The organism is Ruegeria sp. AN6, from assembly GCF_056540425.1.
Window position 1 is genome coordinate 159,293 of sequence record NZ_JBQFWR010000008.1, and the last position, 15,134, is coordinate 174,426.

14 protein-coding genes are annotated in these 15,134 nt (G+C 56.3%); 4 read left to right on the forward strand and 10 right to left on the reverse strand.

All coding sequences use genetic code 11. The features are described 5' to 3' along the window. Positions 1 to 4 precede the first annotated feature (4 nt). The 3 genes from qhpG to ACR0MQ_RS14240 all read left to right on the forward strand — a co-directional run bounded on the left by qhpG (position 5) and on the right by ACR0MQ_RS14240 (position 3,302). The gene (qhpG, locus tag ACR0MQ_RS14230) at positions 5 to 1,420 is read left to right on the forward strand and encodes a flavin-dependent monooxygenase QhpG (RefSeq protein WP_480608880.1); all 1,416 of its coding nucleotides are present in this window, start codon (positions 5 to 7) and stop codon (positions 1,418 to 1,420) included. 72 nt (positions 1,421 to 1,492) lie between these two features. Further along, positions 1,493 to 2,626, forward strand: a complete 1,134-nt coding sequence (gene lptF / locus ACR0MQ_RS14235) for an LPS export ABC transporter permease LptF (RefSeq protein WP_480608883.1) — start codon at positions 1,493 to 1,495, stop codon at positions 2,624 to 2,626. Between the two features lie 85 nt (positions 2,627 to 2,711). Continuing rightward, entirely contained in the window at positions 2,712 to 3,302 is a 591-nt protein-coding gene (locus ACR0MQ_RS14240; RefSeq protein ID WP_480608885.1) for an HD domain-containing protein, read from the forward strand. Here the strand turns inward: ACR0MQ_RS14240 and speB are convergent. The 10 genes from speB to ACR0MQ_RS14290 form a co-directional block, all read right to left on the reverse strand. Further along, positions 3,299 to 4,141 (reverse strand): agmatinase, encoded by an 843-nt coding sequence (gene speB / locus ACR0MQ_RS14245; protein WP_480608888.1) that lies wholly within the window; start codon positions 4,139 to 4,141, stop codon positions 3,299 to 3,301. The two genes, ACR0MQ_RS14240 and speB, sit on opposite strands and share 4 nt — an antisense overlap. Continuing rightward, positions 4,138 to 5,307, reverse strand: coding sequence for a carboxynorspermidine decarboxylase (gene nspC, locus ACR0MQ_RS14250; protein ID WP_480608891.1), 1,170 nt, complete (start codon positions 5,305 to 5,307; stop codon positions 4,138 to 4,140). Before nspC ends, speB begins: the two co-directional genes overlap by 4 nt. A gap of 106 nt (positions 5,308 to 5,413) precedes the next feature. Beyond that, positions 5,414 to 6,625: a saccharopine dehydrogenase family protein gene (locus ACR0MQ_RS14255; RefSeq protein WP_480608894.1), complete on the reverse strand. Its 1,212-nt coding sequence runs from the start codon at positions 6,623 to 6,625 to the stop codon at positions 5,414 to 5,416. A 14-nt stretch (positions 6,626 to 6,639) separates the two neighbouring features. Continuing rightward, entirely contained in the window at positions 6,640 to 8,529 is a 1,890-nt protein-coding gene (gene speA, locus ACR0MQ_RS14260; RefSeq protein ID WP_170775196.1) for a biosynthetic arginine decarboxylase, read from the reverse strand. Between the two features lie 102 nt (positions 8,530 to 8,631). Next, positions 8,632 to 9,717, reverse strand: coding sequence for a DUF1513 domain-containing protein (locus ACR0MQ_RS14265; protein ID WP_480608897.1), 1,086 nt, complete (start codon positions 9,715 to 9,717; stop codon positions 8,632 to 8,634). Positions 9,718 to 9,720: 3 nt separating this feature from the next. Further along, positions 9,721 to 10,731 carry an imelysin family protein gene (locus ACR0MQ_RS14270; RefSeq protein ID WP_170775192.1) on the reverse strand — a complete coding sequence of 337 codons (1,011 nt, stop codon included), beginning with the start codon at positions 10,729 to 10,731 and terminating at the stop codon, positions 9,721 to 9,723. Positions 10,732 to 10,734: 3 nt separating this feature from the next. Continuing rightward, complete coding sequence (locus ACR0MQ_RS14275) at positions 10,735 to 12,282, reverse strand: di-heme oxidoreductase family protein (protein WP_480608899.1); 1,548 nt, start codon at positions 12,280 to 12,282, stop codon at positions 10,735 to 10,737. Next, complete coding sequence (gene bfr, locus ACR0MQ_RS14280; protein WP_010443342.1) at positions 12,242 to 12,727, reverse strand: bacterioferritin; 486 nt, start codon at positions 12,725 to 12,727, stop codon at positions 12,242 to 12,244. The genes ACR0MQ_RS14275 and bfr overlap by 41 nt, the downstream gene beginning before the upstream one ends. Continuing rightward, complete coding sequence (locus tag ACR0MQ_RS14285) at positions 12,675 to 12,968, reverse strand: (2Fe-2S)-binding protein (protein ID WP_170476823.1); 294 nt, start codon at positions 12,966 to 12,968, stop codon at positions 12,675 to 12,677. Before ACR0MQ_RS14285 ends, bfr begins: the two co-directional genes overlap by 53 nt. 128 nt (positions 12,969 to 13,096) lie before the next feature. Then, a complete protein-coding gene (locus ACR0MQ_RS14290; RefSeq protein ID WP_480608902.1) occupies positions 13,097 to 14,365 on the reverse strand; it encodes an imelysin family protein in 1,269 nt (422 codons plus the stop codon). A gap of 272 nt (positions 14,366 to 14,637) precedes the next feature. Between ACR0MQ_RS14290 and ACR0MQ_RS14295 the strand changes: the two genes are divergently transcribed. Then, positions 14,638 to 15,132: a ZrgA family zinc uptake protein gene (locus ACR0MQ_RS14295; RefSeq protein WP_480608934.1), complete on the forward strand. Its 495-nt coding sequence runs from the start codon at positions 14,638 to 14,640 to the stop codon at positions 15,130 to 15,132. Positions 15,133 to 15,134 lie beyond the last annotated feature (2 nt).

Here is a 15,134-nt window from a genome sequence, read left to right on the forward strand (position 1 = left end):
TAGGATGGTCATCAAGACTGAAATCTGCGTAATCGGTGGCGGCCCAGCAGGCAGCGCGGCGGCGCTGAGGCTAGCTCAACTGGGTCGCCGCGTCTGCCTGATCGAAAGACAAACCTTTCCGCGCCAGCATGTCGGAGAATCTCTGCCACCATCAATCTGGCCGATCCTGAACCTTCTGGGCGTCGAAGAAACCGTGGCGCAAGCCGGGTTTCTGCGCGCAAGCGGATCGATCCTGCATTGGGCCGGAACGTTTGAGCGTCGCGGTGCTGACGGCGATTACCCCGCTCTATTAGTGGATCGAGGCCAATTTGATGCGGTACTGCTGCGGGCCGCGCGGGCGGCGGGAGTTGAGATCATTCAGCCCGCACGGGCATACCGCCCGATGCGCGATAGATCAGGCTGGGCAATACCGGTCCGCACCGATACGGAAGCATTCCAGGTTCAGGCCCGAATCCTTCTGGATGCCGCAGGCCGGCAAGCCGGGCTGGGCCGCAGGTTTCGATCAGCCTCTCAGCCTTTATTGGCGCTCTATGCTTATTGGCAGGTTCCGCCAGGCTTCGGCCCACAAGCGCGGGTCGAAGCAGGCAAGTCGCACTGGTACTGGGGTGCGCTGTTGCCGGGTGGGGTGGTCAATGCAATGGTTTTTGTTGAACCCGAGAGCTGCACAGGGCTTTCACCTGCGGACCGGCGCGATCTTTACCTGAACCTGCTGGCGCAATCGACCTTGTTATCCCCATGTCTGGAACAGCGCCGGATCGGGCCAGTCCGGAGGGTGGACGCAACCAGCCGAACCGATGTAACACCTCCGGCGCGAGATCTTCTGCGGGTCGGGGAAGCCAGTTTCTCGGTCGACGCTTTGTCATCGCAAGGGGTGCAATTGGCCATGGGTCAGGCAGTGCAGGCCGCAGCAGTGATAAACACGCTGCTGGATACGCCCGAACACAGCGAACTGGCTTTGACCTTCTACGCAGACCGCCAGTTTGAGCGTGTACAGACCCACGCCGCGCTGTCGGCGGATTTCTATGCGAGGCAGCATGCAGTCAGTCCTTCGCCGTTCTGGGCCGAGCGGGCGCATCCGTTGGACTGGCTCAAATCGCCTCGAACCGACCCTAACCCAGAAATGTTGCGCAACGATCTGTCCCTGACCCTGTCTTCGAAAGCAAAGCTGGTTACGTCTGGGGTTCAGGTCGCCGCGCATATTGAGCCGGGACTTGTTTTGAAGCACCCAAATCTGCACCGCCCTGTCGCAAATCTCGAGGGGGCTTCGCTTGGCCTCCTGTTGCAGCGCTTATATTGGCCACAAAACGCGAGTAAGATCGTTGCATGTTGGTCAGATACACTCGATGCCGAACGAGCGGCTCGCATTCTGGACTGGCTTTGGCACCACCGCATACTGATCCCGGCAACTGATCGGGCTTAATCACGGTTCCCTCTGCCATCCGAATGGCATAAGCTTCGCCGCAACGCCAACCGCCAAGCAACAAGAGGTCGCATGTCGCGTTTTGATGGGTATTTCCTGCGGCAATTGCTGGTGCTGTTCGGCTTTTTCACACTGGTCCTTGTCGGTGTCTTCTGGATCACACGTTCGGTCAGTCTGTTTGACCGCGTGATCAGCGGCGGCCAGTCTGCAATGGTGTTTCTGGAATTCACCGCGCTAACCCTACCGACACTGATCCGGACGGTTATGCCGATGGCGGTGTTTGCTGCCGCTGTTTACGCGACCAACCGCTTGAGCCGGGAAAGTGAGATGACGGTGATGCTGGCGACCGGATCGAGCCCTTGGCGTCTGGCGCGCGCGGTTTTGATGTTCGGGCTGAGCGCTGGGTTGATAATGGCGGTCATCAGTGTGTTTCTTCGACCTGCATCGGTTGATCAGCTGGAAAAAAGACAGGATGAAGTCGCTGGTGATGTGACCGCTCAGCTACTGAATGAAGGCGAATTCCTGCACCCGGCAGACGGTGTAACCGTCTATATTGGCAGTATCGATCTGGACGGTACGCTGCGCGAGGTCTTTGTTTCGGACCGGCGAGAAACGATAAATCCCGTCAGCTATTCCAGCACCACAGCTTATCTGGTAAACCAGACCTCAGGCATTCATCTGGTTATGCTAGACGGGATTGCGCTGCGATTTGATGAGGCTGGCAACACGTTGTCATCAACGTTGTTCGAAGATGCATCCTACGACATTTCAGAGCTGACACTGAACTCGGAAATGGGCCACCGGAGCCTTGAGGCGATACCTACGATCGAGCTGATCTGGGATCGGGAAGCTGTTGCCGTGAAAGATTACCACAGCGTCGGTCATCTGGTTGATGAACTGCATCAGCGATTCTCATGGATCGCCATTTGTATTGCGGTTGCCTTGGTCGGCTATTCGGCGCTCATGCTCGGCAGTTTTTCGCGTTTTGGCTTGTGGCCCCAGATACTCGGAGCCTTCACGATTCTCGTATTGTTGGAAGGCGTAAGGGGGTTTGTTTCACCTATAGTGATCGGAGATCCACGTTTGTGGATTTTGCTTTACCTTCCGGCGATACTAGGCGTCGCATTGTCAGGCTTGTTCCTGACTATTGCCGGACGCCCCTTGTTCCGTAAGTCATCCGGCAACGGCGCCATTTCCTCTGTATGATACTTGGCGTTTGCCGCGTCGAATTCTTTTGCGTTGTTGATCGGTCTGTCTAATCTAGGCGCGAAAGCAGCCACAGGAGCGCGCGATGCTGGACAAAACCCACAAACCCACCTGGACCAGTTTTGAAGAGGCAACGAAGGCCGATTGGGATGCGGTCATGGAGTATGAAGAGGCCTATAACGCGGCTCTGCCAGATCGTATTCTCGATGCCATCCGATCGCTAGACGAAGACTGGACGCCTTATCCGGTGAATCGTTACCAACACAGCCTGCAAGCCGCGACACGCGCTTATGAGGATGGTGCCGATGAAGAGTTGGTTGTAGCAGCTTTGATCCATGACACGGGTGATATCCTGTCGCCTTATAATCACGGTGAGTTATCAGCTGCGATGATGAAGCCATATGTAAGCGAGAGAACCCATTGGATCCTCAAGCACCACTGTGTGTTCCAGGGATATTATTATAATCACCATCTCGGTGGTGACCGGAATGCGCGCGACAAGTATCGCGACAGCCCGTATTGGGAGGACTGCCGATATTTCTGCCACGAATACGATCAGAAAGCGTTTGACCCTGATTATCCGACAAAGCCGCTGGAGTTCTTTGAACCCATGCTACGCCGCGTCTTAAACAAGGGTGAAGGGCATTTGGAGTTGAACGAAACGTCTGAGGGTTAACAGGCGGCCATCAGTCGATAGACGATCTGAGCGGCGGTAAAGTCCCAGGCGGCATTGCCGTCTGGGGCCAACTCGACCACATCAAAACCCACACATTTCCGGCCCTTTAGGGCATGTTCCACCAGGCGCAGCGCCTGATAGTATCCCAGCCCTCCAGGTACGGGCGTGCCAGTCGCAGGCATTTGTGATGGATCCAGCCCGTCCACGTCAAAGCTGACATAAATCAGTTCGGGAAAATCCTCGGGCAGGTCGACCGAATGGATATTACCAGTCACCAATTCTTCGGCGTCCACATGGAAAATGCGGTTCTTCAGACGGCTCCGTGCTTCTTCGGTCGAGAATGCACGAACGCCGAATTGCGCCAGCCGGATGCCTTCTTCGGCCAAAAGGTGCATGACCGAGGCGTGGGAGTGCTTTTCCCCCAGATAGGCATTGCGCAGATCGGCATGGGCGTCGACCTGGACGATGCCGATGGGTTTGTTGAGCGCACGGGTGATACCCATCACTGCACCAAAACTGAGCGAATGTTCTCCGCCCAAGGTCACGGGCACTTTGCCCGCTCGGATGGCAGCTTCAGTGCGTTGGGCGAGGCGTTCCATGATTTCAGGCAGGGCGGCGTCGCAATCGATGGGTTTTTCGGTGAAAATGCCTTCTACGCAAGGTTCTGCGTGGCCGGTGATGCGCTCTAACTCGTTACTGGCCTCAATGATCGCCTCAGGCCCTTTTGCGGTGCCGGATCCGTAAGAGACCGTGCGCTCCAGAGGAACCGGGATCACGCGGAAGCGGGCGTCCTCGGTTCGCTCGGATGTGGTCAGTTCACTATCAAGAAAAATGCTCATGAAAGGCGGTCCTTAAAGTCGTCAAAGCCGAACTGTTTGATGATTTTCAGTTCGTCTGTTTCGCTGTTCCATAAGGCGATGGTGGGCAGGGGAACACCGTTGAAGGTGTTGGTCTTGACCATCGAGTAATGCGCCTGATCGAGGAAAGCAAAGCGCTGGCCGATCTCCAGAGGCTTGTCCCATGTGTAATCGCCAATCACATCGCCGGCCAGACAGGACGGACCGCCCAGACGGTAGGTATGGCCTGACGCGGCTTCGTCCATCAGGGCTGGGCGATACGGGGCTTCGATCACGTCGGGCATGTGGCAGGTGGCCGAAATATCGGTGATTGCGAGGTTCATGCCATTTGTTGGTAGGTCTAGGATTTCTCCGATCAGAATGCCCGCGTCCAACGCCACCGCCTCCCCGGGTTCAAGATAGACGTCGACGTTGTGTTTTGGGCGGATGGCTTTGATGAAGGCCACCAGCCCGTCGCGGTCATAGTCATCGCGGGTGATATGATGGCCGCCGCCGAAGTTCAGCCACTTGAGCTGGTCCGTGAAGGGGGCGAGTTTGGGTTCCACATCGTCCCAAGTTCGTTGCAGCGGCTCGAACCCCTCTTCGCAGAGTGTGTGCATGTGCAACCCATCGACGCCGGTCAGGGCGTCTGCGGTCAATTGGCTGACAGGCGTGCCGAGACGTGAGCAAGGCGCGCAGGGGTCGTATTTGGGAATCTCACCCTCGGAGTGCTCGGGGTTGATACGCAGGCCAACCTGTACGCCTGCTGCCTGGGCTTTGAAGAGGAAGCGATCCTTCTGAGCCGGAGAGTTAAAGATGATATGGTCGGACAGAGTGAGAATTTCATCTATGTCTGCGTCTTTGTACCCGGCGCAGAAGGTCGCGACCTCGCCGCCATATTCTTCACGACCCAAACGCGCCTCATAGATACCGCTCGCGCAGGTGCCGCCGAGGTATTTACGGACCAATGGGGAGAGCGAGAACATTGAAAACGCCTTGAGCGCGCTCAGGACATGCGCGCCTGAGCGGTTGCCGAGCTCGGAGAGGATGGTCAGGTTCCGTTCGACGGCTATTTCGTCGACCACAAAGCACGGCGAGGGAACCCGGCTGAGATCGAAGTTGCGGAAGGCTCCGGCGTCGCCGGCCTGCGTGGTCATCATGTCGGACATAACCGGCGTCTCCGTTGGGTAGACAGGCCGGGGGCTCTGCCCCCGTACCCCTGGGATATTTTTGGCCAGATGAAGCAGGACGGTCGCTCAGACCGATCCTGAGGGATCAGAACTCGACTGGGCCGTCGAGCTCGTGGACCTGCCACGGCAGGCCGTGTTCGTTCAGCATGTCCATGAAGTTGTCCGGGTCGAGCTGTTCCATGTTCCAGACGCCGGGCTGCACCCAGTTGCCTTTCAGCACTTGTGCGGCACCGATCATCGCGGGTACGCCGGTGGTGTAGCTGACGGCTTGGCTGCCGACCTCGGCATAGCATTCCTCGTGGTCGCAGATGTTGTAGATGTAATAGGTTTTCTCACCCGATCCGTCTTTGGCCTGGCCCGTGGCGATGTCACCGATGCAGGCTTTGCCTTTGGTTTCTGCACCCAGGTCACCGGGATCAGGCAGCAGAGTTTTCAGGAATTGGATCGGGATGATTTCCTTGCCGTCATGCATCACCGGATCAATGCGGGTCATGCCAACATTCTCCAGCACTTTGGCGTGGGTAATGTAGGCATCGCCGAAGGTCATCCAGAAGCGGGCGCGTTCGATTTCGGGGAAGTGGGTCGAGAGTGATTCCAGTTCCTCGTGATACATCAGGTACATGTTCTTGGGGCCGATGGCAGGAAAGTCGAACTCGACCTTATGGGTCATGGCGGGGGAATGTTTCCATTCGCCGTTCTCCCAGTGACGTACTTCGGCCAGCACTTCGCGCAGGTTGATTTCGGGGTTGAAGTTAGTGGCGAATTCCTGATCGTTCGAGCCGCCATTAGCGTCCAGCACATCGATCTGACGAATGGTGTCCAGCTTATGTTTCTTCAGCCAAGTGGCGAATACGCTGGTCACGCCCGGATCGAAGCCAGAGCCGAGGATCGCTGTCAGACCGGCCTCTTTGAACCGCTCCTGATAGGCCCATTGCCAGTGGTATTCGAACTTGGCCTCGTCCTCTGGCTCATAGTTCGCGGTGTCGAGATAGTGGATCCCGGCCTCAAGGCAGGCGTCCATTAGCACCAGATCCTGATAGGGCAGGGCGAGGTTCACAAGGATTTCTGCGCCGGTTTCCTTGATCAGCTTGACCGTGTCTTCGATCTTGTAAGCGTCCAGTTCGGCGGTCTTGATATCGACGCCCACACGCTCTTTCACCGCCTTTGCGATGGCGTCGCATTTCGATTTTGTGCGGCTGGCCAAGGTGATTTCGGTAAAAATGTCCGAATTCATCGCCATCTTGTGCACTGCAGCGTGAGATACGCCGCCCGCGCCGACAACCAGTGTTTTGCCCATGGTCTGTCTCCTTTTTATTCGTAATAGGTGTAGCCGTTGATCGAGTCGCGATAGGCGCTCATCAGGGTTTTGCGGTCCTTGGCTTTCAGAGTACCGGTCGAGATCGCCTCGTCCACCATTTTGCGGAAGGCGGCGACGCAATCCTGTGGGTCGAATTCCACGTAAGACAGGACTTGGCTGATCGTGTCGCCCTCTTGTTCGTGCAGCAGATCAAAGCCTCCGTCAGCACGCAGGTCGATGGTGACGACGTTGGTATCGCCGAATAAGTTGTGCAGATCGCCCAAGGTTTCCTGATAAGCGCCAACGAAGAATACACCCATGAAGTACTCATCATCTTCGGGCAGGGAATGCACCGGCAGACTGGGTGAGACACCGTCGGCCAGAATGAACCGGTCGATCTTGCCGTCGCTGTCGCAGGTGATGTCTGACAGAACGGCGCGGCGGTCAGGCGTTTGGTTCAGGCCTTGTAGTGGGACGATGGGGTGAAGTTGATCGATGGCCCAAACGTCAGGAAGGGATTGGAACAGTGAGAAGTTGCAGTGGTAGATATCGGCCACTTTCTCTAATTGGTCGTCCACATCCGACTCCAGATCATCATTTGCAGCCAGAGACTTGAGGCGTGCCATAAGCGACAGGTAGATCCGTTCAGCACGGGCCATCTGGCGCAGGTCGACATAACCTCGCCGGAAGAGCGCGCGCAGCTCGTTGCGGTAGAAGGTGGCGTCGTTCCAGCATTCCTGCAGCCGATCGCTGCTTAGATAGCCATGAACTGCAGCGAGATCCGAGACCATATGATGATCATCAGCTTCGACTTCGGGACCGGTCGGGGCGTCGTAAAGCGTACTCTCCAGAACATTAAAGACCAGCATCGAAGATGTGGCCACGACTGCCCGCCCGCTTTCAGTGATAAGCGTAGGATGATCGATTTCAGCTTCGTCCATGGCATAGGCCACAGTTTCGACCACGTTTGCGCAGTATTCTTCAACCGTGTAATTGATTGAATTTTCTGCGGCTTTCTTTTCGCCGGTATAGTCCACACCCATACCGCCGCCCAGGTCCAAATGAGTGAGCGGTACGCCTTCGCGCGTGAGTTCGGTATAGTAGCGGCACGCCTCGCCTACAGCGCGGCGCACGTCGTTGACGTCCTGTACCTGTGAGCCCAGATGTGAGTGCTGCAGCTTCAGGCAATGCAGCAGGCCGGCGTCGCGCAGCTTGTCCACTGTGGCAACCAATTGGTCGGTGTTCATCCCAAAGGCTGATCGGTCGCCCGAACTTTCTTCCCATTTACCGCTGATCTGATTGGTCAGCTTGACCCGTACGCCGATCAAGGGCTCGATGCCAAGCTCGTTATAGACCTGGATAACCGTGTCAGCCTCTTTTGGGCTTTCCAGAACTATGACCGTATTGAAACCGATCTTGCGGCTGAGGATCGCAAGCTGGATGAACTCGGCGTCCTTGACGCCATTGCAGACAATTAACGCTTCAGAGGCCAAGCGGTGGGCCAGCGCGACGACCAGTTCGGGTTTGGAACCGGCCTCAAGCCCATAGTTGTATTTCTTGCCGAACTCGACGATACGATCGACGACCTGAGCCTGCTGGTTCACCTTGATCGGGAAAACGCCGCGATATTGGCCTTTGTAGTCCACGCGCTTGATTGCGTCGCGGAAACTTTCATTCAAATGCGCGATCTCATGTTCCAGATAAGACGCCACACGTAGCACCATCGGCGCCTTGATACCCCGATCATCCAAATCACTGAGGATACCCGGCAGGCTAATCGCAGTGGCATCGGGAGCCATCGGATTACGTAGACCGATCTCGCCCTGATCTGTCACCTCAATGAGGCCTTTGCCCCATTTCTCAACCCCGTAGATGGAATGCGGTGCGATGGGCGGTTGTTTCAATCAGGTTTATCCTTGGAATCAGGGTGCAGGTTTCGCGCCTGCCAATACGGTAGCGGTTCGATTCGTCCAAGCATAAACTGCGAATCGGATTCTCGCTGCGTATTAATCGGTTGTTTGGATTGGGATCAAATGGTTGTCCCATTGGCAATCCTGCCGAGACGAGATTTTGGCGTGCGCGGCATTCAGAGACCCAAAGGCACCGGTACCGGTGGTGAATACCAAATCTTCTGCGCCAGCGCCTAATCCGCAGACGTCCTCAAGCGCGTAGGCATTCATAAAAGCACCACTCGTCACATCGAAGCGATGTAGCGCGTTGCCTCTGGGGCAGGTAATTGCAACTGAATGTCCATCGCTGGAGAACGCGATGCTGCCAGCATACCCCTGCAACTCGCTTTGCTGCCTTTCAGGGGCGGAAAGCAGGCGAGGGTTTTCGCTAAGTTTGTGCAAGCCCAACAAGGGTGGGTGCTTGGTCTGATTGCCCTGCCATTGCATCGCGAAACCCACAAGACCATCGCCACGCACAGCAAGATGACGGATTGAGTTTTTGTGCTGCGCGCCGGTTAGCTCCACTTTTGCCAATACCGAACCCGATAGGTCGACATAGGCGAGATTGGGCAACATTGTAGGCAAGTTAAGCTTCGTTCGGCCGGTATCGGGGTGGGTTTCGATACCGCCATTGGCGATAACTAGCATGTCACTGCCGGGCATCAGCCTTATGTCGTGGGGACCAACGCCGCCAGAGGCGAACTCTCCGAGCCGAGCAAAGCTGTTGGCGTCCCAAACGCCTATGACACCTTCTGCGGCTTCATATTTATTCTCGGTCGTGAAGAACCGCGTGCCATCGGACGAGAATGTGCCGTGCCCGTAGAAGTGGCGGCCCTTAGGGGCCTTCACCCATTTGATGACTTTGCCGCTTTTGCAATCGATCACAATGGCGAACGTGCCCGGACGGCGTGCGAAGGCGACGGCTTGCGCCTTGGACGGATGAGCAGCCGCAGCATGGCCTCGTGATGGCAGAGGGATCGAGAACAAGATGGCGCCTGCGTTGTCCAGCCCGGAAAGCCGATAGCTGCCATCGGGGAATAGCCCGGCGGCAAGACAAACAGGCGCGCCCACTGATGACCAGCCGGATGCGGGCGTCAGGCTGGCAGCGGCGAGACCTGCAAGGAAATTGCGCCGGTTGGTCAAAGCTCAGTCTCCGTCCAGTGAGTTGAACCCAGCACTGATGCCGAGCGTTGGACCAAGCTCGGTTGAGGCGATCTCGCGAATCTTGTGGATCGATTGTTGCAATGCTTCGACCCGGATGCGGCCCTGCGGTGTGTCGACCTTGGCAAAGGCGGGGTCATCCAGCGATTGAGCCCGATCAATTGCCTGTGCAAAGGCTGTATCAAGATCAGCTGCGATTTCGGGGTGGTCAAAGGACAGGCGGGCGGCCAGATCGCGTAGCGCGATCAATGATAGCTCCACATGGCGCAATGATCGCATTGACCGGCGCGCTTCGGCGCGGTTTGGACGAGGACGTTCGAATGTGCCCAAGGGGCGACCGAGCCGTGTATCAGCGGTGAATTCGAGGCCTGTTGTCAGCGCCCGGTACAGTTCCTGCATCGCCTCATCGCCCGTGCGATAGGGGCTGTCGTCACCCGGCTGGGTTAGATTTGGTGCGAAACTCTGCCAATCGGCGTTCATTCCATCTGCATTCCGATCAATGTCGGTGGCGATAGCGCGGATGAGCGCGCAGCGATAGGCGACGTTGCCTTGTTCGGCCATGGTTGGATCGTACAGCATTCGTTCAAGCGCCAGAAAACCGCGGCCGGCAATCGACGTTTCGGCATATGCGGCGGGCGACTCGACAGCTGTGTCTTCGTCTTTGATGTGCCGGGAAAGGGTTTTTGGTGTGAAACCTTTGGTGTCGGGCCAGAAGGCCATGGCAAAGGCCCGATCATCCGTCTCGGTTGGACCGAACCGCAAATGACTGGCTGAGATCCAGCTATCGAATGCTGCAGAATAGGCTGCACGCAGGGTATCCGATTGTGGCTCACAATCGGCCTGCACGGTGGTGGCCAAGGTGTCAGTCGCATCCGCCAATTGCGCAAAGCGCGGCAGGATATGTGTTTCAGTCACATCCATCAAAATCGGCGCGCGATCCTGCGCATAAGCGCCGAATGGGATCAATAAAGCGGTGAATAGGGTAAGGCTTCGCATCAACTATAGGCTCTCTAGAAATTGGATCAGCGCATCACGGTCAGACTTGGGCATTGATACAACCGTGTCGCGGGCGGTTTGGGCCTCTCCGCCATGCCATAAGACAGCCTCGAGCAGAGAGCGTGCCCGACCGTCGTGCAGGAATTGGGTGTGGCCCGAGACACGTTCTGTCAATCCAATCCCCCACAGCGGCGGAGTACGCCATTCACGGCCCGTGGCGCGGGCCTCGGGGCGGTTATCGGCCAGTCCTTCGCCCATGTCGTGCAGCAGCAGGTCAGTGTAGGGCCAGATCAATTGAAAACTGTGTTCGGGTCGATCGGGCATTCGATGGGTGACATAAGCAGGTGTGTGACAGGAGGCACAGCCAGATGTGTGGAACACTTCTTTGCCGCGCAATACCTGTGGATCATCAGTCTCACGCCGGGCGGGGACACCCAAATTGCGGCTGTAAAAAGCGACGAGATCCATGCCGATTTGGTCAATCTCAAACCCGCGCACATCAGTGTCACCGTGCGGGGCATCTATGCAGTTGGTCTGCAGCTCGGTGCAATCGCCGAAGGGGGCGGGGTAAAGCGGGCTAGAAATGCCGATATCACCCGCAAAGGCCGCCGATGATTGCTCCATCACGGTAGGCATTCCGGCTTTGTGGCCAAAGCGGCCCATCATCGGTTCGCCAAATTCTAACGACCACACGATGTTCGGTCGTCCCGATATCCCATCGCCATCTTCATCATCAGGATCGGCCCGTGCCAACAGGTCCTCAACCGGGATGGATTCGAGCAATCCCAAGCCGATCATCTGCGGCGCAACTCGGGGGCTGAGCATGGCGTCGGGATGCAATGGGCCATACCCCAAGTCGGCCGCATGGTAGGTCGGGCGGCGAAGCGAAGCAATTTCACCTTCGGACAGCTCGATTGGGACTTCTTCGTATGTGATGCTCAACCGATATTCTGCCGGATGGCCGGCCAGTGCGAAATCCTGCATCTGCCCGCCATAATTCGGGTCGGGCAAGGTGGCGATATAGTCCTCAATCTCGGCAGGAGCATCCTCTGGGTTGCCGGGGATTGAGACCCGTAGAAACATCGAGACGGCGTTGTCATCCGGTCCATTAGGTGTATGGCCGCGCCCATCCTTGATGTGGCACCGCTGGCACGAGCGGGCGTTATAAAGCGGGCCCAACCCATCTGAAGCCAGTGTTGAGGAGGGCGATGAGACCCAGATCTTCTTGAACAATCCATTGCCTACTTTGAAATCCAGTTCCTGTTCGAAACTGATGTTGGCGGAGGGCTGAGAAAACGCATCGGCATCGGTACGAACGCGTACAGTCGCCGCGCCAGCGGATAATTCTTCGAACCGCTGGGGTGCACTGAACTTTTCGGGTGAGGCTGTCACCGCAGCAATCCGCGCACGCTCTTCGTCTGTTCTGGGAATGAAGTTTAGATGTGGGTCCCGTAGCTCGGTCGCGAGGGAGGGGGTGGCCGACAGTGCGGCCACCGATGCCAGGGCGAGCCTACTCGCCCTCGTCCATGGTTGATGCGTTGAGTTGCGCATAGTTGGCTTCGCCAATCCTTTCATAGAGGTCGAGCTGCGTTTCGAGAAAGTCGATATGGTCCTCTTCATCGGACATCAATTTCTCAAACAGAGACATCGACACGTAGTCGCCGGCATCCCGGCAATACTCGCGCGCTTCCTTATAAAGAGCTCTTGCATCAATTTCGGCTGCCAGATCGCATTCAAGAGTTTCCTTGGGTGTCTGGCCGATCCGCAAGGGATCAAGTTTTTGCAGGTTGGGGTGACCTTCGAGAAAAATAATGCGTTCGATCAGTTTATCCGCGTGCTCCATCTCTTCGATGGATTCTTCGCGGCTTTTCTTGGCCATATGGCCAAGGCCCCAATCTTCCTGAAGCCTATAGTGCAACCAGTATTGGCTAACAGCCGTTAGTTCATGCCGCAGTGATTTGTTGAGATATTCGATAACCTTGGGATCGCCTTTCATGTGACTTCTCCTGTGATGCTCCGGACCGCAATGTTCGAAGCTGCATGGGGACTTCCAGATTATCGTCAGAACGCATTGTGTCTAGGAAAAGAGGCATGCATCCGCCGCAATCCGCTGATTTACCAAGGGCATGATAGATCTTGCCAGGGGTGATTATGGTCTGCGGGTCTGCGGTGCGCATCCAGCTGATCGCCGCGCGGATGTCGTGGTCTGAGATATTGGTACAGTGGCATACAATCATGGCGACTCAGCCTGATTTCGTTATTCTTAGTGAAATAGTAGGTTTTTTGTTTTGCGTCCAGTGTCAAGACGCCACACCCCTTTCGTAGAAAAGGCCGAGCGCAATTCCATCGCGCCCGGCCATAGCGTTTAGTGGAATACCGCGTCGGGATTGTCCAGACTGTCCGAACCTTCGAACTCGATCTGGTCAAGTTCCAGTAGGGTCACGATACGTTCGATGGTTTTGGTTTGGTCGATCAGTCCATTCACGCCACCCATGATCAGAGCTTCACCACCTTCGTTGCCGCGCTCCAGCATCTGGTCATAAGCAAATCCAGCCTCGGCGGTCGACTTGATGTTGCCCAAAGCTTTCATGGTGCTCGCGAGCTTGGCTTTCATCTCAGCATCCAACGACGGATCGGTTGCGACAACCAGATCGGACAACGATGCACCCGATACCGGAGTGCCATCGATACGGGTGTAGCTTCCCAGATACACGTTCTGGATGCCCAGACCATCGTAATAGTGGCTGTTATGGGTGTTGTCGGCAAAGCAATCATGCTCTTCTTCGGGATCGTTCAGCATGAGGCCCAAGCGCATGCGTTCACCCGCCTGTTCACCATAGGATAGTGAGCCCATGCCGGTTAGGATCGCGCTGACACCAGCAGTCTCGTCCGCAGCAAGAGCTGCGCGCGCTTCGCCACCTTCGGCCCACTGGGCGGTTATCCATTCCAGATCGCTGATCAGCAGATCGGTTGCGGCGCTCAGATACTGGGCCCGACGATCGCAATTACCGCCAGTGCAGCCGTCACCGTCTACATAGTCGGTATAAGGACGATTTCCTGCGCCAGCGCCATGGCCATTCAGGTCCTGACCCCACAGCAGGAATTCGATGGCGTGATAGCCGGTGGCGACGTTGGCCTCGATCCCGTCAGCCTCGTGCAACGTATCCGACAAAAGAGCAGGGGTGATTTCGCTTGCGTCGATGGTTTCACCAGACAATTCAAAGCTGGGGTTGGCGATGACGTTCAGCACGGCGAACTCGTTCTCATCGCTCGGGCCTCCGTACGACGCGTCCACATAGTCGATCAGGCCTTCGTCCAATGGCCAAGCATTCACTTTGCCTTCCCAGTCGTCGACGATAGCGTTGCCAAAGCGATAAACCTCGGTCTGCTGATAAGGCACACGCGCGGCGCCCCATGCAGCGCGTGCTGCGGTCAGCGTTGCGTCCGACGGATCGGCAAGCAGCGCATTAACGGCAGTCTGCAGCGTCTTTGCCGCAATCAGGCTGTCGTCATAATTTGCTTCCGCGATGTTGGCATAGGTGCTCAGAATATCTGCTTTAGACGGGGCGTCGGCGACAGCTGCACTTGCGATGCTCAACGTAAGGGCGCTGGTCGCAGTGAATAATTTGGTCATTTGGAATTCATTCCTTCTCAACGGGTTCGGTTCCCGCACAGTAACGGGGTGGACGCGGAAATATCTGAGTTAATTAGTCAACAAAGTCAACCTGACTTTTATTGTCGGATATAAAGTCTGAATTTGCCTCCCCATATCTGGTGGGGTTGAAATGCATGTAAGCCAATTGCGCAGGAGGGTAATTAGACTAAAATATCATGAGATTTGTTTGTTTAATGGTGTTTGAGATGAAATGCGCGGCAGTACTGTTAATGCTCTTGCCAACCATACCAATGGCTCAAAAGTTGGCTGCGGTCGAAGCGCATACCCACGGTGTTGGGCGAGTGGCAATATCAATGGATAGTAATGAGTTCACCGTGATTCTTGCGGCCCCGGGCATGGATGTTGTGGGCTTTGAGCACTCAGCAGAAAACGACGAAGAACGGGTAGAAGTTGCGGCCGCGATCTCGGATCTCTCAGAACCGTTGAGGTTGTTCAATTTGCCATCAGAAGCTGGATGCGAAACCGCCTCTGCGAATGTGGCCCTTGTTGGGGTTGGTTTTGGGCAAGTGGATGACAAAACCGAAAATCACACCAGGGAACACGCCGAATTTCAAGCGGACTATGTGTTGGAATGCGAGGAAATAGATTTGGTGACGTCGATCCGGTTCACCTATTTTGAATTATTTCCCGACGCTCAGAAACTGGACGTCAGTTTGATTTCGGTCGAAGGCGCCTTCAGCTATACAGTGTATCGCGATCAGCCGGTGCTGACCCTGCAGGCCTAGTG